The 23,125-nt window shown below is 65.0% G+C and carries 24 protein-coding genes and 1 tRNA gene; 12 read left to right on the plus strand and 13 right to left on the minus strand.

The features are described 5' to 3' along the window. Positions 1-4: 4 nt before the first annotated feature. Genes cyoD through cyoA form a run of 4 tightly spaced genes read right to left on the minus strand, consistent with a single transcriptional unit; the run spans position 5 to position 4,181 of the window. Entirely contained in the window at positions 5-385 is a 381-nt protein-coding gene (gene cyoD / locus ACRQ5Q_RS02930; protein ID WP_439372607.1) for a cytochrome o ubiquinol oxidase subunit IV, read from the minus strand. Continuing rightward, positions 382-1,011, minus strand: a complete 630-nt coding sequence (gene cyoC / locus ACRQ5Q_RS02935) for a cytochrome o ubiquinol oxidase subunit III (protein WP_439395926.1) — start codon at positions 1,009-1,011, stop codon at positions 382-384. The genes cyoD and cyoC overlap by 4 nt, the downstream gene beginning before the upstream one ends. After that, complete coding sequence (gene cyoB / locus ACRQ5Q_RS02940; RefSeq protein ID WP_439372609.1) at positions 1,012-3,009, minus strand: cytochrome o ubiquinol oxidase subunit I; 1,998 nt, start codon at positions 3,007-3,009, stop codon at positions 1,012-1,014. It abuts the gene before it with no gap. 11 nt (positions 3,010-3,020) lie between these two features. Continuing rightward, positions 3,021-4,181, minus strand: coding sequence for a ubiquinol oxidase subunit II (gene cyoA / locus ACRQ5Q_RS02945; RefSeq protein WP_439372610.1), 1,161 nt, complete (start codon positions 4,179-4,181; stop codon positions 3,021-3,023). 181 nt (positions 4,182-4,362) lie between these two features. Here cyoA and ACRQ5Q_RS02950 point away from each other — a divergent pair, with 181 nt between their 5' ends. Next, positions 4,363-5,691, plus strand: a complete 1,329-nt coding sequence (locus tag ACRQ5Q_RS02950; RefSeq protein WP_439372611.1) for an MFS transporter — start codon at positions 4,363-4,365, stop codon at positions 5,689-5,691. Between the two features lie 191 nt (positions 5,692-5,882). Here the strand turns inward: ACRQ5Q_RS02950 and ACRQ5Q_RS02955 are convergent, their stop codons facing one another. Both ACRQ5Q_RS02955 and ACRQ5Q_RS02960 read right to left on the minus strand, forming a co-directional pair. Beyond that, positions 5,883-7,274: a M48 family metalloprotease gene (locus ACRQ5Q_RS02955; protein WP_439395928.1), complete on the minus strand. Its 1,392-nt coding sequence runs from the start codon at positions 7,272-7,274 to the stop codon at positions 5,883-5,885. A 131-nt stretch (positions 7,275-7,405) separates the two neighbouring features. After that, a complete protein-coding gene (locus tag ACRQ5Q_RS02960) occupies positions 7,406-8,164 on the minus strand; it encodes a thermonuclease family protein (protein ID WP_439395930.1) in 759 nt (252 codons plus the stop codon). A 367-nt stretch (positions 8,165-8,531) separates the two neighbouring features. Between ACRQ5Q_RS02960 and ACRQ5Q_RS02965 the strand changes: the two genes are divergently transcribed. The 3 genes from ACRQ5Q_RS02965 to ACRQ5Q_RS02975 all read left to right on the plus strand — a co-directional run bounded on the left by ACRQ5Q_RS02965 (position 8,532) and on the right by ACRQ5Q_RS02975 (position 11,427). Continuing rightward, the gene (locus tag ACRQ5Q_RS02965) at positions 8,532-9,737 is read left to right on the plus strand and encodes an ABC transporter substrate-binding protein (protein WP_439372614.1); all 1,206 of its coding nucleotides are present in this window, start codon (positions 8,532-8,534) and stop codon (positions 9,735-9,737) included. Between the two features lie 149 nt (positions 9,738-9,886). Continuing rightward, complete coding sequence (locus ACRQ5Q_RS02970) at positions 9,887-10,675, plus strand: enoyl-CoA hydratase (RefSeq protein ID WP_439395932.1); 789 nt, start codon at positions 9,887-9,889, stop codon at positions 10,673-10,675. A gap of 2 nt (positions 10,676-10,677) precedes the next feature. Beyond that, on the plus strand, positions 10,678-11,427 hold the full coding sequence (locus ACRQ5Q_RS02975) for a hypothetical protein (RefSeq protein ID WP_439395934.1): 750 nt from the start codon (positions 10,678-10,680) through the stop codon (positions 11,425-11,427). 176 nt (positions 11,428-11,603) lie between these two features. Here ACRQ5Q_RS02975 and ACRQ5Q_RS02980 read toward each other — a convergent pair whose 3' ends face one another. The 3 genes from ACRQ5Q_RS02980 to ACRQ5Q_RS02990 form a co-directional block, all read right to left on the minus strand. Further along, on the minus strand, positions 11,604-12,422 hold the full coding sequence (locus ACRQ5Q_RS02980) for an enoyl-CoA hydratase/isomerase family protein (RefSeq protein ID WP_439372617.1): 819 nt from the start codon (positions 12,420-12,422) through the stop codon (positions 11,604-11,606). A gap of 94 nt (positions 12,423-12,516) precedes the next feature. After that, positions 12,517-13,677: an acyl-CoA dehydrogenase family protein gene (locus ACRQ5Q_RS02985; protein WP_439395936.1), complete on the minus strand. Its 1,161-nt coding sequence runs from the start codon at positions 13,675-13,677 to the stop codon at positions 12,517-12,519. A gap of 18 nt (positions 13,678-13,695) precedes the next feature. Next, a complete protein-coding gene (locus ACRQ5Q_RS02990; protein WP_439395938.1) occupies positions 13,696-14,760 on the minus strand; it encodes an acyl-CoA dehydrogenase family protein in 1,065 nt (354 codons plus the stop codon). A 244-nt stretch (positions 14,761-15,004) separates the two neighbouring features. Between ACRQ5Q_RS02990 and ACRQ5Q_RS02995 the strand changes: the two genes are divergently transcribed. Then, positions 15,005-15,790: an SDR family NAD(P)-dependent oxidoreductase gene (locus tag ACRQ5Q_RS02995; RefSeq protein WP_439395939.1), complete on the plus strand. Its 786-nt coding sequence runs from the start codon at positions 15,005-15,007 to the stop codon at positions 15,788-15,790. A 119-nt stretch (positions 15,791-15,909) separates the two neighbouring features. Here the strand turns inward: ACRQ5Q_RS02995 and ACRQ5Q_RS03000 are convergent, their stop codons facing one another. Together ACRQ5Q_RS03000 and ACRQ5Q_RS03005 are read right to left on the minus strand one after the other, a co-directional pair. Further along, entirely contained in the window at positions 15,910-16,182 is a 273-nt protein-coding gene (locus ACRQ5Q_RS03000; protein ID WP_439372621.1) for a GlsB/YeaQ/YmgE family stress response membrane protein, read from the minus strand. Positions 16,183-16,281: 99 nt separating this feature from the next. Continuing rightward, positions 16,282-16,875: a YidB family protein gene (locus tag ACRQ5Q_RS03005; RefSeq protein ID WP_439395941.1), complete on the minus strand. Its 594-nt coding sequence runs from the start codon at positions 16,873-16,875 to the stop codon at positions 16,282-16,284. Positions 16,876-17,037: 162 nt separating this feature from the next. On the opposite strand from ACRQ5Q_RS03005, the gene ACRQ5Q_RS03010 reads away from it, so the two are divergent. Together ACRQ5Q_RS03010 and ACRQ5Q_RS03015 are read left to right on the plus strand one after the other, a co-directional pair. Continuing rightward, positions 17,038-18,045: a 2-dehydropantoate 2-reductase gene (locus ACRQ5Q_RS03010; RefSeq protein WP_439395943.1), complete on the plus strand. Its 1,008-nt coding sequence runs from the start codon at positions 17,038-17,040 to the stop codon at positions 18,043-18,045. Positions 18,046-18,062: 17 nt separating this feature from the next. Next, positions 18,063-18,278, plus strand: coding sequence for a hypothetical protein (locus ACRQ5Q_RS03015; protein WP_439395945.1), 216 nt, complete (start codon positions 18,063-18,065; stop codon positions 18,276-18,278). Positions 18,279-18,393: 115 nt separating this feature from the next. Here the strand turns inward: ACRQ5Q_RS03015 and ACRQ5Q_RS03020 are convergent, their stop codons facing one another. Continuing rightward, positions 18,394-19,014, minus strand: coding sequence for a hypothetical protein (locus tag ACRQ5Q_RS03020; protein ID WP_439395947.1), 621 nt, complete (start codon positions 19,012-19,014; stop codon positions 18,394-18,396). 205 nt (positions 19,015-19,219) lie between these two features. Here ACRQ5Q_RS03020 and ACRQ5Q_RS03025 point away from each other — a divergent pair, with 205 nt between their 5' ends. From ACRQ5Q_RS03025 to ACRQ5Q_RS03035, 3 genes are all read left to right on the plus strand, one after another. Next, positions 19,220-20,248 (plus strand): alpha/beta hydrolase, encoded by a 1,029-nt coding sequence (locus tag ACRQ5Q_RS03025; protein WP_439395949.1) that lies wholly within the window; start codon positions 19,220-19,222, stop codon positions 20,246-20,248. 173 nt (positions 20,249-20,421) lie between these two features. Continuing rightward, the gene (locus tag ACRQ5Q_RS03030; RefSeq protein ID WP_439372627.1) at positions 20,422-21,060 is read left to right on the plus strand and encodes an RraA family protein; all 639 of its coding nucleotides are present in this window, start codon (positions 20,422-20,424) and stop codon (positions 21,058-21,060) included. 11 nt (positions 21,061-21,071) lie between these two features. Further along, positions 21,072-21,278: a hypothetical protein gene (locus tag ACRQ5Q_RS03035; protein WP_439395950.1), complete on the plus strand. Its 207-nt coding sequence runs from the start codon at positions 21,072-21,074 to the stop codon at positions 21,276-21,278. On the opposite strand, the gene ACRQ5Q_RS03040 is transcribed toward ACRQ5Q_RS03035, so the two are convergent. After that, positions 21,247-21,606: a VOC family protein gene (locus ACRQ5Q_RS03040; RefSeq protein WP_439395952.1), complete on the minus strand. Its 360-nt coding sequence runs from the start codon at positions 21,604-21,606 to the stop codon at positions 21,247-21,249. The two genes, ACRQ5Q_RS03035 and ACRQ5Q_RS03040, sit on opposite strands and share 32 nt — an antisense overlap. 144 nt (positions 21,607-21,750) lie before the next feature. Between ACRQ5Q_RS03040 and ACRQ5Q_RS03045 the strand changes: the two genes are divergently transcribed. Together ACRQ5Q_RS03045 and ACRQ5Q_RS03050 are read left to right on the plus strand one after the other, a co-directional pair. Beyond that, positions 21,751-21,827: transfer RNA gene (locus ACRQ5Q_RS03045), tRNA-Arg, on the plus strand. Positions 21,828-21,948: 121 nt separating this feature from the next. Next, the gene (locus ACRQ5Q_RS03050; RefSeq protein ID WP_439399967.1) at positions 21,949-23,106 is read left to right on the plus strand and encodes an amidohydrolase/deacetylase family metallohydrolase; all 1,158 of its coding nucleotides are present in this window, start codon (positions 21,949-21,951) and stop codon (positions 23,104-23,106) included. Positions 23,107-23,125: the final 19 nt, after the last annotated feature.

A 23,125-nucleotide genomic window follows, 5' to 3' on the forward strand; every position in this document is an offset into this window, starting at 1 on the left:
TCGCTCACTTCATCCCGCTCATCTGGTGGATGGGCATCATGTTGCTATTGAGGTGGCTCATCACCCACAGCGAACCGGACAGCGCAATCACCACCATGACGATGGTGAAGATCAGCGCCATCATGCTCCAGCCGTTCTCCGACGTCGTGTTCATGTGCAGGAAGTAGATCATGTGCACGACGATCTGCACGACCGCGAAGGCCATGATGACGAGCGCGGTGATCTGCTTGCTCGGAAGCACGCCGCTGATCACCAGCCAGAACGGGACCGCGGTCAGCACGACCGAAAGCACGAAGCCGAGCATGTAGCCCGAGAACGTGCTGTGGGCGTGGCTGTCGCCGTGGTGATGGTCGTGCGCGCCGGCAGCGTGAGTATCGGTGTTCATCGCAGAACTCCCAGGAGATAGACGAAGGTGAAGACGCCGATCCAGACCACGTCGAGGAAGTGCCAGAACATCGACAGGCACATCAGGCGGCGGCGGTTGGCCTCGATCAGGCCGAATTTCCCGACCTGCACCATCAGGGTCACCAGCCAGATCAGGCCGCAGCTGACGTGCAGGCCGTGGGTGCCGACCAGGGTGAAGAAGGCGGACAGGAAGGCGCTGCGCTGAGGGGTAGCGCCTTCGTGGATCATGTGGGCGAACTCGGTGAGCTCGATGCCGATGAACGCGGCGCCGAACAGGCCGGTGATCGCCAGCCAGATCTGCGTCTGCGCGATCTTGTTCTGCTGCATCGTCAGCATGGCAAAACCGTACGTGATCGACGACAGCAGCAGCATCGAGGTGTTCACCGCGACCAGGTTCAGGTCGAACAGGTCCTTCGGCGCGGGTCCGGCGGCGTAATTGCCGCCGAGCACGCCGAAGGTGGCGAACAGGATCGCGAAGATGAGGCAGTCGCTCATCAGGTAGATCCAGAAGCCGAGCGAGGTGCTGTAGCCTTCCGGATGCGGATGTTCGTCGGCGAGATAGAACAGCGGCTCGCCGGCTTGCGCGGGATTGACAGCGATGGTCATTTACTTGGCTCCGGCGAGCAGTTTGGTGCGCGCGTCCTCGGTCCGGATGACGTCTTCAGCCGGAATGTCGAAGTCGCGGTGATAGTTGAAGGTGTGACCGATACCGACGGCGAGCATCGCGACAAAGCTCGCGGCCGCCAGCCACCACATGTACCAGATCAGGCCGAAACCCATCGCGGTGGCGAGGCCGGCGAGGATGACGCCGGTGCCGGTGCTGCTCGGCATGTGGATCGGCTTGAACCCGGTGAGCGGGCGCTGGTAGCCGCGCTTCTTCATGTCCCACCACGCGTCATTGTCGTGAACGACGGGGGTGAAGGCGAAGTTGTAGTCCGGCGGTGGCGAGGAGGTCGCCCATTCCAGCGTGCGCGCGTCCCAGGGATCGCCGGTGACGTCCTTGAGTTGCTCGCGCTTGAGCAGGCTCACCGCGAACTGCATCAGCATCGAGAGGATGCCGATGAAGACGAACAGGGCACCGATCGCGGCGACGACGAACCAGATCTGCAGGGACGGATCGTCGAACACGCGCAGGCGGCGGGTCACGCCCATCAGGCCGAGCACATAGAGCGGCATGAAGGCCAGGTAGAACCCGGTGACCCAGAACCAGAACGACATCTTGCCCCAGAACGGATCGAGCTTGAAGCCGAACGCCTTCGGGAACCAGTAGTTGATGCCGGCGAAGGCGCCGAACACCACGCCGCCGATGATCACGTTGTGGAAGTGCGCGATCAGGAACAGGCTGTTGTGCAGCACGAAGTCGGCCGGCGGCACCGCGAGCAGCACGCCGGTCATGCCGCCGATCACGAAGGTCAGCATGAAGGCGATCGTCCACATCATCGGCAGCTCGTAGCGGATGCGGCCGCGATACATCGTGAACAGCCAGTTGAACATCTTCGCGCCCGTCGGGATCGAGATGATCATCGTGGTGATGCCGAAGAACGAGTTGACGCTGGCGCCCGAGCCCATCGTGAAGAAGTGGTGCAGCCAGACCAGGTACGACAGGATGGTGATGACGACGGTGGCGTAGACCATCGAGGTGTAGCCGAACAAGCGCTTGCCGGAGAAGGTCGAGGTGACTTCCGAGAAGATGCCGAAGGCCGGGAGAACCAGGATGTAGACTTCGGGGTGGCCCCAGATCCAGATCAGGTTCACGTACATCATCGGGCTGCCGCCGAAATCGTTGGTGAAGAAGTTGGTGCCGACGTAGCGGTCGAGCGAGAGCAGCGCGAGCACGACGGTCAGGACCGGGAAAGAGGCGACGATCAGGATGTTGGTGCAGAGCGAGGTCCAGGTGAACACCGGCATCTTCATCATGGTCATGCCCGGGCAGCGCAGCTTGACGATGGTGCAGATCAAGTTGATGCCGGATAAGGTCGTTCCGACGCCGGCGACCTGCAGCGCCCAGATGTAATAATCGACGCCGACGTCAGGACTGTAGCCGATGTTGGACAGCGGCGGATAAGCCAGCCAGCCGGTGCGGGCGAACTCGCCGATGAACAGCGAGGCCATCACCAGCACCGCGCCGCCGACCGTCATCCAGAAGCTGAAATTGTTCAGGAACGGGAACGACACGTCGCGGGCGCCGATCTGCAGCGGCACCACGTAGTTCATCAGGCCCGTGACGAGCGGCATCGCCACGAAGAAGATCATGATCACGCCGTGGGCGGTGAAGACCTGGTCGTAGTGATGGGCGTTGAGATAGCCTTCGGAGCCGCCAAAGGCCAGCATCTGCTGGCCGCGCATCATCAACGCGTCGGCGAAGCCGCGCAGCAGCATCACGATGCCGAGGATCATGTACATGATGCCGATGCGCTTGTGGTCCACCGTGGTGAACCATTCGCGCCAGAGGTAGCCCCAGAGGCGGAAATAGGTGAGGCCGCCGAGCAGCGCGGCGCCGCCGAGCGCGACCACCACGAAGGTGCCGACGACGATCGGCTCGTGCAGCGGCAGCGATTCGAGGCCGAGCCGGCCGAAGATGAGCTTGAGAAGATCAGGAGACATGCGCGTTCTCTTTAGGAGTCTGACTTCGGACGCTGTCCGAGGAAGAAGGACGAGGACTTCAGCGGCGTGAAGGTGGGCCGCTTCAGGCCGGCGCCGGTGAGCGGCGCGATGTCGGTCGGAGCCTTGATCGATGCCGTGGTCTGGCCCTGGGGCGCATCCGGCGTGCAGGTGCCGGCGACGAAGGTCGGCTCGGGCCCGAGCGGGGTGCCGCGGCGGGCGTACTTGTCGTAAGTGAGCGGCAGGGTGTTGTTCAGACCCTCATGGCCGCGACCGCCCGTGGCGTCGATCGCCATCATCTCGCTCTGGCACATCTTGCCGGTCTCGACGCACATGTTGAGGATCAGGCGGTAGAGATCGGAATCGACCGTGCCCCAGCGCCGCACCGGCTCGTTCTGGGTGGGCTTTTCGAGCTGGAGATATTCCGCCCGGCCAAGCGAGCCGCCGGCGGACTTGGCCTGCGCTATCCAGGCGTCAAAGCCCTTGTCATCGAGGCCCTGGAAGTTGAAGTGCATGCCGGAGAAGCCGGCGCCGCTGTAGTTGGCGGAGAAGCCCTTGTAGGTGCCGGCGTGGTTCACGACCGCGTGGAGCTTGGTCTCCATGCCCGGCATCGCGTAGATCTGGCCGGCGAGCGCGGGGATGTAGAACGAGTTCATCACCGAGGACGCCGTGATGCGGAAGTTGATCGGACGATCGACGGGAGCGGCGAGGTCGTTGACGGTGGCGATGCCGTAGTCCGGATAGATGAAGAGCCACTTCCAGTCGAGCGCGACGACATCGACCTCGAGCGGGGCCCTGGACCGGTCCACGGCCTGCTCCGCCTTGATGCGGCCGAGGGTGCGATAGGGGTCGAGCAGATGCGTGCCCATCCAGGTCAGCGCGCCCAAGCAGACGATGATCAGCAGCGGCGCCGACCAGATCACCAGCTCGAGCTTGGTCGAGTGATCCCATTCCGGCTCGTAGCGTGCCGAGGTGTTGGACTGGCGGTAGCGCCAGGCGAACAGCACCGTCAGCGCCATCACGGGGATGACGATCAGGAGCATTAGGACGGTGGAGATGATGACGAGGTCGCGCTGCTGCGCAGCGATGTCGCCGGCGGGTGCCAGCACGATGTAGTTGCAGCCACTGAGCGCAACCGCCAAGGGTAGTAGCGCCAGGATCTTGAGACGAGACACGGGCCGAGCCTTTGAGAATGAGTTTCCTTTGCGGGGCCAACGGGTAGCTGCGACGCAGCAATCAGGACATTGGACAATTTGTCCAATGTTGCAGTGCGGAAGGTTGGGCCAGACAGGGTCGGATTGCCCGGCTCCCCGCCGGGCCGTCGGTTTTGGTTTTCAGGACGTTAAGGGCGCACGAATGGCGACGGCACAAACCCCCGCAATGGCAGACCTCCACTCGGGCGAGCACGGCCACGACCAAGCCAGTCCCGGCGAGATCGCCATCGGCGTCATCATCGGGCGCACCTCGGAATTCTTCGACTTCTTCGTGTTCGCGATCGCCTCGGTGATCGTGTTCCCGCGCCTGGTGTTCCCGTTCACGAGCGAGCTGACCGGCACCCTCTATTCCTTCATGATCTTCGCGCTGGCGTTCCTGGCCCGTCCGATCGGCACCGTCATCTTCATGACGATCGACCGGGAGTACGGCAAGACGGCCAAGCTGGTCTCGGCGCTGTTCCTGCTCGGCACCGCCACCGTCGCGCTCGCCTTCCTGCCCGGCTATCACGACATCGGCGTTGCCGCGATCTGGCTGCTGGCGCTGGCGCGCATCGCGCAGGGTCTGGCCTGGGGCGGCGCCTGGGACGGCATGGCTTCGCTGCTGGCGCTGAACGCGCCGGCGTCCCAGCGCGGCTGGTACGCGATGGTGCCGCAGCTCGGCGCTCCGCTCGGGCTGATCGTGGCGAGCGCGCTGTTCGCCTATTTCGCCGGCAACCTCTCGGCCGACGATTTCTTCGACTGGGGCTGGCGCTATCCCTTCTTCGTTGCGTTTGCCATCAACGTCGTGGCGCTGTTCGCGCGCCTGCGCATGGTGACGACGGAAGAATATGCCTCGCTGTTCGAGACCCGCGAATTGCAGCCCTCGCGCATCTCCGACACTGTCGCGCGCGAAGGCCACAACATCATGCTGGGCGCATTCGCGCCGCTGGCGAGCTTCGCGCTGTTCCACATGGTCACCGTGTTTCCGCTGTCCTGGGTGTTCCTCTTCACCCGCGAGAGCCCGGTGCGCTTCCTGATCATCGAGATCGTCGCCGCCGTGTTCGGCGTCGCCGCGATCGTGGCCTCCGGCATCATCGCCGACCGCGTCGGCCGCAAGTCGCTGCTGATGGGATCGGCGATCGCGATCGCGATCTACAGCGGCTTCGCCCCGCAGTTGCTCGATGCCGGCGCTTTCGGCGAGACCATCTACATGGTGATCGGCTTCATCCTGCTGGGCCTCTCCTTCGGCCAGTCCTCGGGTGCGATCGCCTCGAACTTCAAGCAGGCGTATCGCTACACGGCATCGGCGCTGACCTCTGACATGGCCTGGCTGTTCGGCGCCGGCTTCGCTCCGCTCGTCGCGCTGCTGCTCGCCACCAATCTCGGCGTGATCGCTTCGGGTGCGTATCTGCTCTCCGGCGCGTTCTGGACCCTGCTCGCGCTCTGGCTCAGCGGCCAGCGCGAGGCGGGCGATATGGACGCGGGCGGTTAAAGCTCAGACAATCTCGGTGTCGTCCTGGCGAAAGCCGGGAGGGCCCGCTACCCCGACTGTTCATTGTCGACGCGCGCTGGGGCTACCAGCGTGCCCGCCAGGGTCCTGCGGCTATGGGGCCCGGATCGGCGCGCGATTTCCGCGCGCTTGTCCCCCGGGATGACGGCGGAATTTGCGAAGCTAGCGCAGCCTCAATCCGCCACGATCTTCACGCGATCCCGCACCTTCACCTGGGCGGTGCGATCGAGGCCGTTGAGCACGCGGAAGCGTTCGGCGGGGTGATCGACGCCGGCCATGCGGTGGGAAAGCGATTCCACGGTGTCGCCGGGCTGCACGGTGATGACCTTGATGCGCAGCGGACGCGCGGCCTGGATCTCCTCGAGCGTCAGGCGGCGGAATGAGTTGACGGTCTCGCGGGCGTTGCGTTCGCTCTCGGTCGACTTCTGTCGCGTCGCGAAGATGAAGCGGTAGACGTCGCTGCCGAAGCGCAGCGCATAGACCTTGAACTGCCACTGGTCGCCCTTGGCGGTGGCGGACGCGGCCGGGAAGCCGTTGATGGTGATATCCTCGGTCGAGGCCTTCTCGACGCCTTCCATCCAGCCGGAATTGAGGTAATCACCGAGCGACTGCTCGCCCGGCACGCGCACGACGTCGAACCGCATCGCCTGCGAGCCGCCGTCGCGCACGCCGATCACGGCCTGCGCGGTGTTGTCGAGCGTGAAATTTTCAGGCGCCTGGAAGGTGAAGCCGAGTTTCGGATGCAGGAATCTCCGGCCCCGGACAAAGCCTTCGCTGGGGTCTTCGCCATAGACGAGGTTGTCGATCGCGGCGAGATAGCTCTCGCGGTCGCGCTCGGCGCCCTCGGGCGCGGCGTATTGCCGTGCGATGTTCTGCGCATTCTGCACGCGCTCCGGCGTTGCCGGATGCGATGAGGTGAAATCCTGCGCGCGCGGATCGAGCGAGCTCTTGCCGGCCTTGAGCTCGGCATTGCGCTCCATCGCCGAGAGGAAGCGCGCTGCACCATAGGGATCGAAATGCGCTTTGGCGGAGATGCCGACGCCGACGCCGTCTGCCTCGAACTCCTGGTTGCGCGAAAAACTCGCCATGGTGAGCTTGGTCTTGGCGAGCGCGAGCGCGGTGAGGTCGGGATCGTTGCTCATGTCGGTGACGACACGGGTGACGATGGCGGCCTGGCGCGCCTGGTCCTCGCGCATCGCGGCGTGCTTCGACAGTACATGCGCCATCTCGTGGCTGAGCACGGAGGACAATTCCGAGGTGTCGCTCGCCAGCGCAAGAAGACCGCGCGTGACGTAGAGCTGGCCGTTGGGGAGCGCGAAGGCGTTGACCGCGCCGGAATTGAGAATGGTGACCTTGTAGCCCTGGTCGGGGCGGTCGGATGCTGCGACGAGCCGGTCGACGGTCTTGCTGACGAGGGATTCGAGCCTGGGGTCGTCATAGGCGCCGCCATAGCTCGCCAGGATGCGCTCGTGCTCCTTCTCGGTGGCGGGGGTCTGCGCGACCGCAGGCTTCGGCTTGGGTATCGCCACGGTGGGCGGGGCGGCGGCGGTCTGGAACCGGCTCATGTCACCGCAGCCGGCGAGAAGCCCGCCCAGCGCAAGGCAAAGCGCGGCCGGCGCGGCCCGCAGGCGGCGGCAATCACCAAGTCCGTGCCGTTCTAGCACCCCATTCACGTCGCTTAACCCGTGCCCAGCCGTTAAGGCCTTACCCCAGTAGGCTCATTTGCGCCCAGCAATTCAACCTGTCCCAAGAGACGCACATCGATCCGCGGCCCTGTCGTCCCCTCAACCCAGCCCCTGACCCGAATACGTCGATACTCCAGGGACTTAAGGGCAATCCCGGCGCTTTCGAACACCGGTAGCGCGCGCTTTGAAATAGTCACGGCAAAGCCGCGTGTCCAGTTTCGTCCGAAGTTGAGGTAGGTCATTGCCCCAGCCTGCCGGACCGACAGGACTTTGCCCTCGACCACCATGAAGCGCCCGATCCCTGCCAAAATATCCGCGTTTTTTATGGCCAATGGGTCAGCCCAATTGCCCATTTTTTGGCGCCTGGCCTGCGCCTCCGACGTCATCAGCGCGGCCGCGCAGTCCTTGTCGCCGATCTCGGCGGAGACGATGGCCTCGCCCTGGGCCAGCAGCGTGGCCTGGACCGAGCTGTCGCTTTCGCCGATGAAGATCAGCGCGCCCTGGCGGCCGTAGCGGTCGGGTGAGTCGTCGCCGCTTCGCAGCGTCACGTCACGGCGGGCGAGCAGTGACGTCAGCGTCTGCTTCATCGTCGCGGTCGGCTCGATTCCGGCGAGGCGGATCTCGCGACCGTCGTCGAGGCGCACGCTGCGTCCATCGACGATGGCGGCGACGCGGCCCTCTCCCATGGATTCGAATTGGCACGGCGTGGCGAGCGCGGTGTGATCCGCGAGGAGAAGAAATGCTGCGATGAGGTGGAGGCGTCGCGTCACGTGACCCGTAAAGGTTGCATTGCGTGCTACTCATAGCTCATACGTAGTGAGGCGAAAAGAGGCTTCGTCATGCTCCGTCATTGCGAGCGCGGCGAGGCAATCCAGACTGCCTCTGCGGAAAGACTCTGGATTGCTCCGCGCGGAGCCTGTCATCGGACCGCGCTTTCGCGCGGACCCGTTGGCTCGCAATAACGGAGCGGAAACGTCTTGCCCTACGCCACCATTCCGTTTTGCGGAAAACATGCGCGCCAATCCTACGCTGCAGCAGCGCCATGCTTGCTGCCCTCCCGCGCATGCGGCATGATCGTGGCAACAGCAATAACCAAGCCGCCATCAGAGCACGGCGCGATAAGGGAGGTCTCTTTCGATGAAGCATGTTTTGTCCGGCATTTTTGCCGCCGCTTTTGCCCTGAGTGCGAGCGCCGCGCAGGCCCAGGACAAGCCGCCACTCAAGATCGGCGGCATCCTCGACATGTCGAGCCTGTATGCCGACATCACCGGTCCCGGCAGCGAGACCGCGGCGAAGATGGCCGTTGAGGATTTCGGCGGCGAGGTGCTGGGACGCAAGATCCAGGTGCTGGCGGCCGACCATCTCAACAAGGCCGATCTCTCCGGCAACATCGCCCGCGACATGCTCGACAATCAGGGCGTCGAGATGATCTACGACGTCGCGGCGTCCGCGACCGCGCTCGCGGCCGGCGAGATCGCGAAAGCTCGCAACAAGATCATCATGTTCAACGGACCGGGCTCGATCCGTCTCTCCAACGAGGCCTGCGGCCCCTATACCGTGCACTACGTGTTCGACACGTTCGGTCAGGCCAACGTCACCGGCCTTGCCGCCGTGAAATCCGGGCTCGACACCTGGTTCTTCCTCACCGCCGATTACGCCTTCGGCCAGGATCTGGAGAAGGACACCAGCAACGTCGTGAGCAAGACGGGAGGCAAGGTGCTCGGCAGCGTGCGCCATCCGCTCAACACGTCGGATTTTTCGTCATTCCTGCTCCAGGCTCAGTCCTCCAAAGCCAAGGTGATCGGGCTGGCGAACGCCGGTGGTGACACCGTCAACGCCATCAAGCAGGCGGCCGAGTTCGGCATCACCAAGGGTGGCCAGAAGGTCTCGCCGCTGCTCGCCTTCGTCACCGACATCGACTCGATCGGGCTGGAGACCGCGCAGGGCCTGCTGCTGGCGGAAGCGTTCTACTGGGACATGAACGACGAGACGCGTGCGTTCTCGAAGCGCTTCATGGAGCGGGTCAAGCGGCCGCCGACCTCGGCGCAGGCCGGTGTGTATTCTTCCGTGACCCATTACCTCAAGGCCGTGAAGGCGGCCGGCACGACCGATGCCGCCGCGGTCATGAAGGTGATGAAGGAGACGCCGATCAACGACTTCTTCGCCAAGAACGGCAAGATCCGCGAGGACGGCCGCATGATCCACGACATGTACCTGTTCGAGGTGAAGAAGCCGTCGGAATCCAAGGGCCGCTGGGACGACTACAAGCTGCTCGCCACCGTGCCCGGCGGCGAGGCGTTCCAGTCGCTGGAGCAGTCGCGCTGCCCGCTGGTGAAGAAGTGACGGCATGACGTAAGTCACGACGTCATTGCGAGGAGCTCTTGCGACGAAGCAATCCAGACTGCATCCGCGGAAAGACTCTGGATTGCTTCACTCCGCTCGCAATGACGGTGCGCTGAGAGCTTGGTCAAATAACGAGAGGAAGGCGTCCCATGAACGAGATGGTTCTACAGAGGCTCGAAGGCGGGCTGCTCACCATCACCATGAACCGGCCCGAGCGGAAGAACGCGCTCAACCCCGACATGGTGCGCGGGCTGGTGGACGCGGCGCGCCGCGCCGCCGACGATCCTGATGTGCGCGCGGTGCTGTTCAAGGGCGCCGGCGGCTCGTTCTGCGTCGGCGGTGACGTCAAGTCGATGGCGGAGGGCCGCGCGCCGCTGCCGTTCGAGCAGAAGCTTGCGAATCTGCGCCGCGGCATGGAGGTCTCGCGCATCCTGCACCAGATGCCGAAACCTGTGGTGGCGCAGCTCGACGGCGCGGCGGCCGGCGCGGGCCTGTCGATGGCGCTGTCCTGCGACCTCCGCATCGCCTCTGAATCCTGCAAGATCACGACCGCCTTTGCAAAAGTCGGTTTCTCCGGCGACTATGGCGGTACCTATTTCCTCACCCAGCTGCTCGGTAGCGCGCGGGCGCGCGAGCTGTATCTGATGTCGCCTGTGCTGACCGCGAAGGAGGCGCAGGCCATCGGCATGGTGACGAAGGTCGTCCCCGACGCCGAGATCGATGCGGCCGCGCGCGAGGTCGCGCTGTCGCTGGCGCAAGGACCGTCGATAGCGCTCGGCTACATCAAGCGCAACATCAACAATGCCGAGCATCTGGCGCTGGAGGACTGCTTCGACGGCGAGGCGATCCACCACACCCGCTGCGGCGATACCGCCGATCACAAGGAGGCCGCAAAAGCCTTCGTTGAGAAGCGCAATCCCGCCTTCAGGGGCGAGTGACGATGGCGTCCTATATGCGCTTGCGGCAGATCTGCCTGGTCGCACCGCAGCTCGAGCCCGTGATCTCCGACATCGCCCGGATCATGGGCCTCGCCGTCTGCTATCGCGACGGCAATGTCGCCAAATACGGCCTGGAGAACGCGCTGCTCCCGGTTGACACGATTCTGCTGGAGGTGGTGGCGCCGTTCAAGGACGGCACCACGGCCGGCCGCTTCATCGAGAAGACCGGCGGCCGCGGCGGCTACATGGCGATCTTCTGCTGCGATGATCCCGACGCGTGCGGGCGCAATGCCAATGCGCTCGGCGTGCGCACCGCCAACGTCATCGACCACGCGCCCTATCACGGCGTGCAGCTCCACCCGCGGGACTGCCGTGCCGCCTTCATCGAGTTCAATCACACCGACGGCAGCGATGATGTCCTCGGGCCGTATCCGCCGGCGGGGCCGGACTGGCAGAAGTTCATCCGCACGGACGTGACGCGGGCGTTGACGGCGGTGGAGATGCAGAGCCCGGATCCGCAGGGGCTGGCGGAGCACTGGGGCAAGATCATCGGGATTGCGCCGAACCCCCAAGCCGAACTGGAGCTGCCCAATGCAACCTTCCGCTTCGTGAAGGGCGGCAGCGAAATCATGAGCGCGCTGGAGTTTCGCGTGGCTGACGTAGCGCAGGTGCTGCATACCGCCAAAGCCAAGGGGCTCGCGGTGGCGGGCAATGAGTTTCTGCTCGGCGGGGTGACGTTTCGCGTGAGTTGATCTGCTTCTTTGTTATCCGTCACCCTGAGGTGCTCGCCTCTTCGGCGAGCCTCGAAGGGCGACGGCCACCGGCGGGGGCCGTTCATCCTTCGAGGCTCTCCGCACGCTGCGGCGCACCGTGCAGATCGCACCTCAGGATGACGGGTGGACGTGCGGCGGTTCAAGGAAGAAGGGAGTCACCTCCCCTTGAAATTCGCCGCGCGCCGCTCTTCCGTGGCCTTGACGCCCTCCTTGAAATCTTCCGTCGCGCGCAGGCGGGTCTGCTCGGCGAGTTCGTGATTGGTCGCGGCCATGACGCGGTCGGCGAGGCCGTTGCGCAACGTGGCGCGGGTCGAGAGCAGGCCGAGCGGGGAGCATTCGGCGATCTCGCCGGCGAGCTTCATCGCGGCCGACTTCACCTGGTCCTGCGGCACCAGCTCGTTGGCGAGGCCCCACTTGTAGGCCTCTTCGCCGGTGACGCGGCGGCTGGTGTAGAACATCAGCTCGGCGTTGTTCTTGCCGATCAGCTCGGGCAGCGTCACGGTCAGGCCGAAGCCGGGATGGAATCCGAGCTTGGTGAAATTCGCGGAGAAGCGCGCTTCCGGGCAGGTGACTCGGAAGTCGGCCGACACTGCGAGCCCCAGGCCGCCGCCAATGGCGGCGCCCTGCACGGCCGCAACGATCGGCTTCTTGGCCCGGAAGATGCGCACGGCCTGGATGTAGAGATGGCTGATCGGCCCGAGATTGTCGGCCGGATCGCCTTTCCTGGCCTGCTCGGCCTCGCGTGCTTCCTGCGCCTGCCGCGCCGGGTCGCCGAAATTGGCGCCGGCGCAGAACGCCTTGCCCTGCGCCGACAGGACGGAGGCGCGGATCTCTATGTCGCGGTCGAATTCGTCGAGCGCGTCCGCGATCTGGTTGATCAGCGCGATGTCGAAGAAGTTCAGCGGCGGCCTTCGGATCTCGATGGTGCCGACATGCCCGACCTTCTCGACGCCGATGTCTTTATACGTGCTCATTTGGCCTCCTGTATCTCGATCTGTCAGTAAGCGAAGAACCACCTCTCCCTACGGGAGAGGTGGACGGAGTACGCGGCCGGCGTCTCGGTCGCATCTAGCGCAGACCAAGTCCACGCGCGATGATGCCGCGCAGCACCTCGGTGGTGCCGCCCTGGATGGTGAGCTTCGGTGCGGTCTTGATCGCGAAGTCGAGCTGCCGCTCCAAGGTCTCGCGATTGGTCGCGGTCTCCTCGACGAAGGCGGCGAGGTCGCGCACACGGTGCGGCAGCTGCTGCTCCCAGACCGTGCCGATGTCCTTGACGATGGACGCTTCGACCACCGGCTCCTTGCCGGCCTGCAGCATGCCGGCCACCGACACCGACATGCGCCGCATGGTGTGGAGCTGCGCAACGAGCCGGCCGATGCCTTCGGCGCTGCGCGTGTCCGGATTGGGACCGACTGCGCGCACCAGCTCGGTCAGCACGTAGTAGGTCTCGAGGAAGCGCTCGGGGCCCGAGCGCTCATAGGCCAGCTCGCTCGTCGCCTGCTTCCAGGCGCCGTCGACTTCGCCGAGCACGTGATCGTCCGGGATGAAGTGATCGGTGAAGACGACCTCGTTGAACTCGTATTGCCCTGTGATCTGGCTGATCGGATTCACCTTGATGCCGGGCTGCTTCATCTTGACCAGGAACTGGGTGAGGCCGTGACGGCGGTTCTCCCTGGTCGGCGGCGAGGTCCGGAAGATCGCGATCATGTAGTCGGCGATGTGTGCCGACGAGGTCCAGATCTTGGTGCCGTTGATGAGATAGCCGCCGTCGGTCTTGGTCGCGCGCGTCTTTGCGGCGAACAGGTCGGACCCGGAGTTCGGCTCGCTCATGCCGATGGCAAAGCAGATCTCGCCGCGGCAGATCCGCGGCAAGATCTCCATCTTGATGTGCTCGGGTGCGTATTTCAGCAGCACCGGCCCGCTCTGGCGATCGGCGACGAAGAAGCGCCGCGTCGGCGCATTGGCGACGCGCATCTCCTCGGTCACCACGTAGCGTTCAAGGAATGAGCGCTCCTGGCCGCCATATTTTTTGGGCCAGGTCATGCCGAGCCAGCCTTTGGCGCCGACCCGGCGGGAAAATTCCGGCGCGTCGGTGTCTTCGCGGTTGGGCTTGTTCGGATCGAAGGTGCCGGCGGCGATCTCTTCGGCGAGAAAGGCGCGCACTTCCTTGCGCAGCTGCTCGCACTTTTCGGGCAGGCGGATCGGATCGAAACGGAGGGCAGCGGTCATTGTTGTCTCGTCTCCTGATCAGCGCGACGCCACGAGCGGCCACAATTCATCGGCGCCTCTCGTGGCAACGAGCTTGCCGAGCTCGACGGCCCAATGGCTTTCCGAGCCGAAATCGTCACGCCAGGCCAGCGCGCGCAGTGAGTAGCGATGCAGGATGTGCTCCATGGTGAAGCCGATCGCGCCATGCACCTGATGCGCGATGCCGCCGCCTTTTTCGGCGGCTTCCGCGCAGCGGATCTTGGCGGAGGCAGCTTCGAGATAGATCTCGTCGTCGAAAGATTTTGCATTCGCGATGGCATCGGCGGCCGAGGTCGCGGCCGCGAGCGCCGCCGCAGACTCGCCGGCAAGACGCGCGAGGTTGTGCTGCACCGCCTGGAATTTCGAGATCTTTTTCTCGAAGGCGACGCGCTCGTTGGAGTAGCGCACCGAGATGTCGAGCATCGATTCCAGCGCGCCGGCGATCTGAAGGCTGCGCGCGACGCCGCCCATCAGCATCAGATTGGTCTGGTCGAAGCTCTTGGGCGCCGGCCCCGTCGAGAGGGGCTGCACCTTGTCGAGCGTCACGGTGTCGCTGTGGTCGTAGCCGACATTGAGCCCGGCTTCGATCCGCGTCTTGGTCGCGTCGACCAGCGCGATGACCGCGCCATCCTTGCCGTGCGCCAGCACAGCAAAATGCTTCGCCGCTTTGGCAAAGGGCACGCCGCGGGCGCGGCCGGAGAGCGCGCCATCGGCATCGAGGATGATGCGATCCTTCGGGCTCGCCGGCACGACGGTCATCTCGCCCTCGGGCGAAGCGATCTTCGCCTGTGCGAGCAGCCAGCCGGCGAGCATGGTCTCGGCGAGGGGAACCGCGACCGCGAAGCGGCCGGCAGCGTTCAGCAGCGCAAAGCCGTCGGCGAGGCTCGCGCCGGAGCCGCCGAGATCGTCGGGCACCCACGCCAGCGGCAGGCCGGCCTCGCTCAGCGCCTGCCACAGCGGCGCCTGCCAGGAATTATTCTTGTCGTTGTTGATGGTTTGCGGATCGGCGAGATCGGCGAAGATTTTCTCCGCGGTCTCGACGACGATATTGTCACTCTCCGCCACAGCGTTCCCCGTGTTTTGCCGTTGGCGCGTCGGGCCTGATGAGCCGGCGCGCAGGTTCTTCTTGCGCCCGATGATCGGAAAAAGCCATGGCCCTGACAAGCGTTGATCGCAGGCCCATCTGCGGCGCCGGCATGGGGCAAGAGCCGGCTGGACTAATTCCGCTTAGCGGAGTTTGCTCGATTTGCAGGGCGCCGCAAACTCGCTAAACAGGGCGCCACACCAGATACAGGGAAGGAAATCCGGGATGGCAAAAGACGGCTTGTGCGCAATCGTGACGGGGTCCGCATCCGGACTTGGCGCGGCGACCGCGGAAATTCTCGCCCGGAGCGGAGCGCGGCTCGTCATCAACTATTCGTCGAGCCAGAAGGAGGCCGAAGCCACCGCGGAAGTCTGCCGCAAGGCGGGCGCTGCGGAGGTGCTGGTTGCGCAGGGCGACGTCTCGAAGGATGAGGATTGCCGCAAGATCGTCGCTGCAGCCAGCGGCTGGGGCCGGCTGGACATCCTCGTCAACAATGCCGGCACCACCAAGCATGTGGCGCATGCCGATCTCGACGGCTTGTCGGCTGAAGATTTTCAGCGGCTCTACGGCGTCAACACCATCGGCCCGTTCCAGATGGTGCGCGCCGCGCGTAGCCTGCTCGAAGCCGGCGCGAACGCTTCGGGGCGGCCGTCGGCGGTCGTGAACGTGTCGTCGGTTGCCGGCATCAGCGGCGTCGGCTCGTCGATCGCCTATGCCGCGAGCAAGGGCGCGCTCAACACCATGACCTTGTCGCTGTCGCGCGCGCTGGCGCCGCTGATCCGCGTCAACACGGTCTGCCCCGGCTATATCGACACGCCCTGGTTCACCAAGGGCCGCGGCGAGGCCGGCGCCAAGCAGGTGCGCGACAGCGTCGTGGCGAAGGTGCCGCTCAAGGTCGCATCATCCGCAGATGACATCGCGCAGCTCGTCTGTTTCCTGGCGATGCCGGCCTCCAGCAACATGACCGGCGAGGTCGTGCGCATGGATGCGGGCATGCATCTGGTTACCTAATTCGTCGTTGCGAGCGAAACGAAGCAATCCAGAGCGGTGACAGTCTGGATTGCCTCGTCGCAAGAGCTCCTCGCAATGACGATGTGGAGGCAGTGTGCCTTCCACCGACCCTTGGCGGGCTACCCTTTTATTACGCCGCTGGCCACCAGCCGGTGCCAGATGAACAGCACCACCACTGCGCCGACCGTGGCCATGATGAAGCCGGCGCCCTGGTCGGGGCTGTAGTGGCCGATGGCCTGGCCGACGAAGGTCGCCAGAAACGCGCCGGCGATGCCGAGGATGGTGGTGAGGATGAAGCCGCTCGGATTGTGCGGCCCCGGCGCAAGCCAGCGCGCGATGAGGCCGGCGATGAAGCCGACGATGATGATCCACAACAGGCCGCCGAAACTCATGACAGTCCTCCCCTTGCCTGGGATTCGCAGAGCGTGATCCGGAAAAGTGTGCAGCGGTTTTCCGAGCGGATCACGCTCAAACGGAACTGAAGATCTCTCCTAAATCCTGCCGGATAGCTCGTTCTCTGTCGGCAGCCTTCCGTCCGGCGTCAGGTGATCGACCACCTGCGGCAGATACTGGCTGAGACCGGAGAGCAGCTCCTCGCGCGACAGGCCGCTCTGGGCCGACAGGCTCTCGATCTGGTCCGCGCCGAGCGCATTGGCGAGATCGCCAGGTGCGATCGGCTTGTTCTCGCCCTTGCCGACCCAGGAATTCGCGGCCTCGCCGTGGCCGCTCTGCTGGAGCTGGTTGAGGAGGTCGCCGAGCCCGCCGCTCAGCACGGTCCCGGCCGCGCCACCGGCGAGCAGGCCGCCGAGGCCGCCCTTGAGCAGATCGCTGAGGCCGCCGCTGCCGCCGGGCTGCGTGGCGTTGCCCGTGTTGACCGGTGTCGGCGGCGGCAGCGGCGAGCGCTGCTGCGGGGCAGGCGCCGCGCTGGGCTGGCCGGCCGTCAGATGCTTGAATGCCTTCCACCCAAGCAGGGCAATGATCGCCATGGTCATCGGCGACATTCCGCCGGAGGATTGCTCGGAGCTTGCCGTGCTCGGGCCGCGGGGGCCGTTCTGCATGCCGTTGAGGACATCGAGTAGACCCATGTTGCTCTCCTTTGGCGTCTCGTTCGGCGAGCGCTCGCCGCTGACTGCCCCCGGGGCGAAAACATATGGGGCTCTCATGACGGTTACAAGTCGGATGCATCGCAACCAATGGGCAGGCGGCGTCGCCTCTGCTATCGAAGGCGGGACGTTAGGGAGAACGAGGTGCTTACGGATCGACCGATCGTGGTGGCCGGCGCAGGCGCCATCGGCTGTTTTGTCGGAGGCCAGCTGGCAGCGGCCGGCCGCCGCGTCGCGTTCCTGGTGCGGCCGCGGGTGAAGACCGAGATCGAGCAGTTCGGCCTGCGGCTCACCGATTTCGACGGCTCCGACAAGAAGCTCGGCGCCGGCCAGCTCGCGCTCTCGGAAGACCCTTCGATCTTCCACAGCGCCGGCATCGTGCTTGTCACGGTGAAGAGCGCCGATACCGCTGACGTCGCCGACCAGCTCGCGCAGCATGCGCCACAGGACGCCGTCATCGTCTCGCTCCAGAACGGCATCGGCAATGTCGCGGTGCTGCGCGAGCGCCTCGGCGACCGGCGCGTGCTGGCCGGCATGGTGCCGTTCAACGTGGTCGCGATGGGCGAGGGGCGCTTCCACCGCTCGAGCTCCGGCGACATCCATGTCGAAGCAGACGCGGCGAACACCGCCGGGGCGCTTTCAGTGCCCGGCCTTAACGTGCGCGCGAGCGGTGACATCACCGGGGTGCAATGGGGCAAGCTGATCATCAACCTGAACAACGCGCTCAGCGCGCTGTCCGACATGCCGCTCGCCGCGCAATTGGCAAGCCGCGACTGGCGAAGATTGTTCGCCGACCAGATGGCGGAGGGCCTGGCTGCGCTGCAGGCCGCCGGCATCACGCCGGTGTCGTCGACGCCGATCCCGATGAACTGGTCTCCGACCTTGCTGCGGCTGCCCGACCTGATCTTCAATGCGATCCTCGGACGGACCATGAAGATCGATCCCGAGGCGCGCTCCTCGATGTGGCAGGATCTGAAGCAGGGGCGCTGGACCGAGATCGACTATCTCCAGGGCGCCGTGATCGCGCTTGCGGAGCAGAACAACGTGGCCGTGCCGCTGATGCGCCGCATTGTTGCGCTGGTGAAGGAGGCCGAACGCGCCGGCAAGGGCCCGCCCGGGCTGTCGCCGCAGCAGATTCGCGGGACGGCCTGAGTGCAGGGAGGAAAGCGATGAGGCATTGTTTGATGATCGGGCTCGCGCTTGCCGCGCTCTGCGGCGCGTCGACGCTCGCCTATGCGAGGCCGCCGACCGTCATGACCTCGCCCGGCTATGACAGGCGATTGCAGGAGAGCAGGTCGCAATTGGGCGGTTCGGCGGTGGTAACGGCGCCTGCGATCGCGCCAGTGACAAAGCCCAAGCGTACGAAGAAGAAGCACCCCAATTGAGGATGGGGCGGGAAGCTCTATCCATTCGTCATTGCGAGCGCAGCGATGCGATCCAGAATCCCTCCACGGAAAGCCTCTGGATTTGCTTCGCTGCGCTCGCAATGACGGCTGTGGCTCAGCCCTTCTTCGCCGGCTTGCTCGGCGTCGGGCTGAACAGTTTCTTCAAATCGTTCAAGCTTTCCGACAGCCGTGGCCACTCGCAGGAGAACGAGCCCTTGGTGCAGGGCGCGGCCTTCGGCCGCGGGCCCGCCGCCTGGAGCACCTTCGGCCGTTCGACCGGCACCGGCACGCGCTCGGTCTCCGTTCGCAGCGCGATCTGCTGCAACTCCTGAGCCTGTTGCTCCTGCTGCTCGCGCTGCTGGCGCGCGGTGGCCTGGGCCGCTTCATTGCTGCGGCGCTGATGGGCGAGGTAGGCAGTGTAGGTTTCGTCGATCTTTCTCTGCTCCTCCGGCGTCGGGTTGGGGCCGGCGATGTCGAAGGTGCGGTCCTGGAGGAAGTCGTAATAGGTATAGCCGCCGCCCGGCTTGCGGCGGCCGGCGAACTTGGCGTTGCAATCGGCAAGCGCGGATGTCTTCTCGGCCTTGGTTGCGGCCTTCTCGGCGATATCGGCGCATTCCTCGAAGTCGATGGGCGCGCGTTTCCACCATTGCGCCTGGGCATGCGACTGCGTCAGCAGAAAAAATCCTGCTGCAGCAATGACAAGCGCCGCACGACGCGATGCAACGGCAACCGACATTTACGAGAGCATTCCTACACGACTCAACCCGAACCGAGCCGAAACCGGATTTTTGCCTCTTTATCGCCGGCTTGTCACCCATGGAACCCGGGAATTTAATGGCTGTGATGCTGACATTTTTTCTTGACGTGGCGCGGGAGTCACAGCCCCGCGGCACCTGATGCGCTTAGACTTTTATCGATCGGAAACCGAGGGGAATCTCCTGATGAGAGCGCTGGCCCGACTTGCCGCACTCGCCCTGATGCTGACGTGCGGCCATGCCTTCGCACTGGACGAAGAGGCTCCCAACCGCAAGCCGGTGAAGGCCATCGGCGACGCACGGCTCTCGGTCGGCGGGCGGGGCCTGCTGCCACTTTACCTCTCGCGCGACTGGTCGATGCCGCTGCCGGCGGTCCTGCGCGCGGTCATCGTGCTGCATGGACGCCTGCGCAACGCCGACGAATATTACATCTCGGCCAACAACGCGCAGGCCGCCGCGGGCGACGATGGCAAGAGCGCGCTGATGATCGTCCCGCAATTCCTGGCGGAGATCGATGTCGAGGCGCACAAGCTGCCTGCGGACACGCTGCGCTGGTCGCTCGAGGGCTGGGAGGGCGGCGATGCCGCGCTCGTGCCGAATCCGGTGTCGTCGTTCGAGGCGCTCGATGCGATCCTGGCAAAACTCTCGGACCGGCGCGTCTTTCCGAACCTGAAGCAGGTCGTGGTCGCCGGCCATTCCGGCGGCGGCCAGGTCGTGCAGCGCTATGCGATCGCGGGCAAGGGCGAGGCGCCGCTGCTGCGCCAGCACATCGACATCCGCTACGTCGTCGCCAATCCCTCGTCCTATGCCTACTTCAGCGCCGAGCGGCCCCTGCCGGCGGTTGCCGCGTCCTGCCCCGGCTACAACAATTGGAAATACGGCATGGGCGACCGTCCGCCCTATCTTGCGGATGCGACAGCCGCGGCACTCGAGCAGCGCTATGTCGAGCGCGAGGTGATCTACCTGCTCGGCACGCTCGACACCAATCCGAAGCATTCCGCATTGGACAAGAGCTGCATGGCCGAGGCGCAGGGGCCCACGCGCTATGCCCGCGGCCACGCCTATGCCGATGCGATGGCCAAGCGCGACCACGGCACGCCCAATCACCGGGTCTGGGATGTTGCCGGCGTCGGCCATGACGGCGACAGGATGCTGACCTCGAAATGCGGCCTCGCGGCGCTGTTCGATAGTCCCGGCTGTGGCGCCGAGCGCTGACCTTGAAGGCGCAGCTGTCGCTTTTACACTTCGCGTCGTGAGCGCCTCACCCCGAGGCGCCGCCAAGAAGACCCTTGCGCCACGAGCGCGCGGCGTGGATGAAGGAAAGGTGCGCCTTCCGGATCATGCCGACCAGGGCACGGGCGCACGCCGAATAAGAAGGGTTTAAGAATATGACGATCACGATCGCCGCGAACAGCGTGCCCAAGCCGCCGGCCGACATCATCGCGGGCTTCCGGGACGCGCCGACCTCGGTCATCTCGGACAATCTCGCCCGGCTGCCCGGGGCGGTGGGGCTCAAACCCTATCATCGCGGCGGCAAGCTGGTGGGAACGGCCTTCACCGTGCGCACCCGGCCTGGAGACAATCTCGCCATTCACCGCGCGCTCGATCTGGTCGGGCCCGGCGACGTCATCGTGGTCGACGGGGGCGGCGACGAGACGCGGGCGCTGGTCGGCGAGATCATGAAGAACATCGCACAATGGCGCAAAGCCGAAGGCTATGTGATCGACGGCGCGATCCGCGATGTCGCGGCCTTCGCGGCTGATGATTTCCCCTGCTATGCCCGCGCCGTGATCCATCGCGGCCCCTACAAGAACGGCCCCGGCGAGATCAACGTTCCTGTCACGATCGGCGGCAGCGTGATCGCGCCCGGCGATATCGTTGTCGGCGACGAGGACGGCGTGGTGTCGTTTCCAGCCTCTGGTGCCGCGGCTCTGCTGGAAGCGGTGCGTGCCCAGGTCGCACGCGAGGAGGAAACCATGAAGGCGATCCGCGAGGGCCGCTACCAGGGCTCCTACGGCAAAGCCTGATCAGGCGGGGCTTGAGCCATGGCAATGGCTGGACCGTTCGCAAGTCGGACGCGCCGACCGCGATCGAGACCCAGCACATGACGCCGCTGCTCCAGGACGGCCCCGCCTTCAAGACCTTCTTCGACAAGCAGGTCGCCTATTGGGGTAAGGTGGTGAAGGACAACAATATCAGGACGCAAGGCCCCGTCATGCCCGATGCAGGGGGCGCGCAAAACTGAGCTCATGGCCATCGGGGTCGGTGAGATGGAAATAACGTTCGCCCCATTCCGCGTCCCGCGGTGTGGTCGACGGCTGCCATCCGGCGGCGCGCGCCTGCTCAAAGGTCGCGTCGACATCGGCGACATAGAAGATGACGCGGCCCCACCAGGACCAGCACTTGTCGTCCGGCTGCGCCGTCAGGTTGAGATAGCCGGCGCCGGCACGAAAGCTGGTAAATGCCGCGGCTTCGCCACCATACAGGAGTTCGAATCCCAGTGAACGGTAGAAATGCACGGCACGCGCCATGTCATGCGTGCCGAGCGTGATGGCGCTGATGCTTTCGATCATCGGGGCTGCTCCGCCGACAGGGAATCCGGCAGTGATTGTACTGCCGCCTTGTTGAGCTTGCCCATGGATCTCGCCCGCCTTGCGGCTGGCGAACCGTATTCTGCTCTGCTATGAGGGGCCGAACCTGCAAGTTGCGGGTTCCGCGGTCCCGTAGCTCAGCCGGATAGAGCGACGGTTTCCTAAACCGTAGGTCGGAAGTTCGAGTCTTCCCGGGATCGCCATTTCGGTATGGGCCGTCGGCCCTGCTCGACAAGCTCTTCGGCGCAAAAATTGCTAGAAGCAGCGGGCTTCCTTTCGGCTGACTGATGGTCAGCCGCCTCACAGCGATATCCGGAGACCATGATGCCTTTCGACTTGATCCTGCGCGGTGGGCGGGTAATCGACCCGTCCCAGAAGCTCGATGCCGTGACCGACGTCGCCTTTGCCGGCGGCAAGGTCGCCGCGATCGGCGCGGGGCTCAAGGCGGATCCAGGCACCGCTGTGCGCGACGTTTCGAAATACATCGTCACGCCGGGGCTGATCGATCTTCACACCCATGTCTATTGGGGCGGCACCTCGCTCGGTATCGATGCCGAGGAATTCTGCCGCCTCTCCGGTGTCACCACGGCGGTGGACACCGGCAGTGCCGGTCCCGGCAATTTCGCCGGCTTCCGCAAGCATGTGATCGAGCCGAGCCAGGTCCGCATTCTCGCTTATTTGCACGTTTCGCATGCCGGCATCTTCGGCTTCTCGCACCGGATCATGGTCGGCGAGAGCGAGGAACTGCGGCTGATGAATCCGATCGAAGCGGCCGAGGTGGCCGATGCCAACCGCGATCTCATCGTCGGCATCAAGGTGCGCGTGGGCTTGCATTCGTCGGGGTCCTCCGGGCTGGTGCCGCTCGAGATCGCGCTCGAGGTCGCCAACGAGGTCGGCATGCCCCTGATGGCGCATATCGACCATCCGCCGCCGAGCTATGAGGAGGTGCTGGCGCGCCTGCGTCCCGGCGACGTTCTCACCCATGCGTTCCGTCCCTTCCCCAACACGCCGGCGACCGCGCAGGGCACGGTGAAGAAGGTGGTGCTGGAGGCGCGCGAGCGCGGCGTGCTGTTCGACATCGGTCACGGCAAGGGCTCCTTCGCGTTCAAGACCGCACGCGCGATGCTCGCGAACGGCTTCTATCCGGATACCATCTCCTCCGACGTCCATCAGCTCTGCATCGATGGCCCGGCCTTCGACCAGGTCACGACCATGTCGAAGTTTTTGTGCATGGGCATGGAGCTGTCCGACGTTGTCGCGGCCTCGACGGTGAACGCGGCGATGGCGCTGCGCCGTCCGGAACTCGGCAGCCTCAAGCCCGGCAGCATCGGCGACGCCACGCTTGTTTCGGTCAAGCAGGGCCAGTTCGACTATGAGGACGTCGTCGGCGAGCACCTGATCGGCGATCGCAAGATCGTCTCGGAGGGCGTCGTCATCGGCGGCCGCTGGTGGCATCCGAACTTAGACGCCACCAAAGCATGATCCGGAAAGGTGCGCAGCG

Source organism: Bradyrhizobium sp. PMVTL-01 (genome assembly GCF_051861855.1).
Lineage (GTDB): Bacteria > Pseudomonadota > Alphaproteobacteria > Rhizobiales > Xanthobacteraceae > Bradyrhizobium.